The sequence below is a fragment of the Flavobacterium sp. GNP010 genome, assembly GCF_056428945.1.
Window position 1 is genome coordinate 1 of the sequence record NZ_JBWJVK010000085.1, and the last position, 3,459, is coordinate 3,459.

General features: G+C 34.6%; 2 protein-coding genes. Both read left to right on the forward strand.

All coding sequences use genetic code 11. The annotated features are described in order from the left end of the window. A partial coding sequence (locus AC061C_RS15430; protein ID WP_478291908.1) for a PhoX family protein occupies positions 1-1,388 on the forward strand: 1,388 nt, incomplete at its 5' end. Between the two features lie 94 nt (positions 1,389-1,482). Next, the gene (locus AC061C_RS15435) at positions 1,483-3,258 is read left to right on the forward strand and encodes a cytochrome c peroxidase (protein WP_478291909.1); all 1,776 of its coding nucleotides are present in this window, start codon (positions 1,483-1,485) and stop codon (positions 3,256-3,258) included. Positions 3,259-3,459 lie beyond the last annotated feature (201 nt).

Sequence of the window (3,459 nt, forward strand, 5' to 3'; positions counted from 1 at the left end):
CTAAATCTTCTAGTGAAACAACGAGTGTTGTTTTAGCGAATCAATCTGTGACTCCAGTGTTATTGAAAAAACAAGCTGGCTTTGAAAGCTTAGAACTTTTCTCACTGATAGCCTCTGATGATGTTTTGGCAGGAAGTCCAAATTTTGTTTTTGGAGGTTCTGCAGATGGATCAGGATTATTGAGAAATGTTGATGGTACTTTTACTTTTTTGGTGAATCATGAAGACAATTTTGCAGTATCAAGAGTAACTTTTGACAAAACATTCAAACCTACCAAAGGAGAATATTTATTGAATTCTAATGGTGGAACTTGGAGGTTATGTGGTGCTACAATGGCAACAGTTGCTGAAAATGGTTTTGGTCCATTGTATTTGACATGTGGAGAATCTGGTGAAGAATCGCGCACTCATGCCATAAATCCTTTTGGAGATGTTGCATCTGCTTCGGTTTCTAAAGAATTACCTGCTTTAGGAAGAATAAGTGCTGAAAATGCTTTGCCATTAAAAGCTTCTGCATTTTCTGGAAAAACGGTAGTTGTAATTGGAGATGATGATTCAGGAACTTATGGCGGTCAAGTATTTATGTATGTTTCAAATACTGTAGGTGATTTAACGAATGGTTCTTTATACATGATGAAAAGAACAGATGACAATCAGAGAGAGAAAGATATGGTTGTCAATCAATCGTATGGTGTTTCTTTTGTGAAAATTGAGAACCACACTACAATGACAGGAGCGGCTATAAATGCCTCTGTAAATACATTGAAAGGAATCAAATTTGGAAGAGTAGAGGACTTAGATTATAAAAAAGGTTCAGATGCTGGAGCAAGAGAAATTTATTTTAATGTTACAGGACAAAATACAACCGGAAACAATGCCGATGCTTCAAGAACTAAATATGGTAGAGTTTACAAATTGAACTTGGATGTAAATAATCCTTTGGTTGGTACCCTTGAAGTAATTCTGGATGGAGATGACCGTACCGGAATTGCAGGAAAATTCCAAAATCCAGATAACATCTGTGTGACAAAAAACTACGTTTATGTTCAGGAAGATGCCAATGGTTATGGTGATGAAACGCATGACGCTTACATCTATCAATACAACATGGGTACAAAACAGTTAAAAGTGGTTGTGGAGTTAGACCACCGTCGTACGGATACAGATGCTACGAAATACAATGTAGGAGGAACAAGTAAATTAGGAGATTGGGAATACGGAGCCATGATTGATGTTTCAGAACAATTAGGAATCGAAGACACTTTCTTATTGAGTGTTCAGCCGCATACTTGGAGAGGTACAAAATATAAAGGAGTTGATGGTGGAACGAACCGTCCAAATGAAGATCAGGCAAGTCAAATTGTTTTAATCAAAGGATTAGCACGATAATAAACACAATCAAATAGTTACAAATATCCACGGTTTTATAGTACGAACCGTGGTTTTTGTTTTTTACAATTTTTTAAAGTTACTCGCATTTATCATGAAAAATAGGTTCATTTTATTGGTTCTAGTTGTATTGATTTCTTGCCAAAATGCTATTCCTAAGCATGAAACGGTAAATAATATATTCAAATCAGATATTCTAAAAGTCATAGATGAGTTTTCTAAACTGGAAGGTTTAATTGAGTCAAATTCCTCAACAGTTGAACTTCAGCAACAATTTCTAAAAGCGCACAGCAGTTACAAACAAGTGGAAATAATTAGTGAATATTATTTTCCTGCTGTCTCTAAAGCTATAAATGGTCCAGCCTTGTCAGAATTTGAAGAAAATGATGGAAAGACTTTGCCTCCCGAAGGATTTCAAGTGATTGAAGAATTTATTTTTCCGGCATATAATCCAAAATCAAAAGCGGAGTTGCTGAAAGAAATGGGTATTCTATCGGCTAACTTAAAGCGTTTGGACAAAGTGTCACAGACAAATGAATTCACAGATTCACACGTTTTTGATGCAATGCGTTTGGAAGTTTTTAGAATCATAACCTTGGGAATAACCGGATTTGATTCTCCGATTGCTCAAAAATCTATTCCGGAAGCTGCAGCAGCATTAGAAAGCATCGAGAAATTCTATAAAATCTATGCAGATAACTCAGCCGATGAAACTTTTCAAAAGGTTTTAAAAACAATTAAAAAAGGCAAGGAATACTTAAAAACAAATGCCAACTTTAATGCGTTTGACCGTGCTTTTTTTATTCGAGAAATCGCCAATCCATTAAGTATTGGTTTGTATAAAACGCAAGTCAGTTTGAAAATTCCTTTTATAAAAGAAACAAGAGGATTAAAAACAACTGCACAGACACTTTTTGATAAAAACGCTTTTGATGCCGAAGCGTTCTCGGCATTTCCAGATTATGAAACAACGCCTGAAAAAATAGAATTAGGGAAGTTATTGTTTAATGATCCTGTTTTATCAGGAGATAATTCTCGCTCTTGTGCTTCCTGTCACCATTCAGATAAAGCATTTACGGATGGTCTCGAGAAATCCGTTTCATTAGATGGTAGATCTTTAGTAAAAAGAAATACGCCTACACTTACAAATATTGCATTTCAGCGTGCTTTTTTCTCAGATTCTAGAGTTAATTATCTGGAAGATCAGGCTGTAGCGGTAATTATAAATGAAAATGAAATGCATGGTTCTTTAGCAAAATCAGTTGTAGCTTTAAAAAAACAACCGAGTTATGTTGCCAAGTTCCATAAAGCATTTCCTAAAACCGAAATAGATGAATTTGGAATAAAAAATGCATTAGCATCCTATATAAGATCATTGAGTACTTATGATTCAAAGTTTGATGAATTTATGCAAGGAGAGGAAAAATTTAATTTGGATGAAATTGCAGGTTTTAATTTATTCACTGGAAAGGCAAAATGTGCTACCTGTCATTTTATTCCATTAACAAACGGAACGGTACCACCAAGTTTTATGAAATCAGAAAGTGAAGTGCTGGGCGTTCCTAATAAATATAAAAAATTAGATGCTGATTTGGGGAAATTTGAATTAACAAAAGCCGAAATTCATCGTAATTCTTTTAAAACACCTACCATAAGAAATGTTGAATTAACGGCGCCTTACATGCACAATGGCGTTTTTAAAACACTGGAAGAAGTGATTGATTTTTATAATGACGGCGGTGGGAACGGTTTGGGATTTAATTTGCAAAACCAAACGTTACCCGAAGATAAACTGAATCTAACTGACTTAGAAAAGAAACAGCTTATAGCTTTTATGAAAACTTTGACAGATAAAAAGTACTCCCGATAGGAAACAAAAAATGCGCTGAAATTCAGCGCATTTTTTTTAACTAACTCAATATTTTTTTATAGTTGAAAACCATAAGCTAAACGTACACCAACTTGTCCAACTCCTCTACCAAGAGAACCGTTACTGTTTAAACGATCAAAATGATTGTAGTGTGTATAATTCAAAGAAATATCTATGTATTTAGTAGCATAACCTACACTT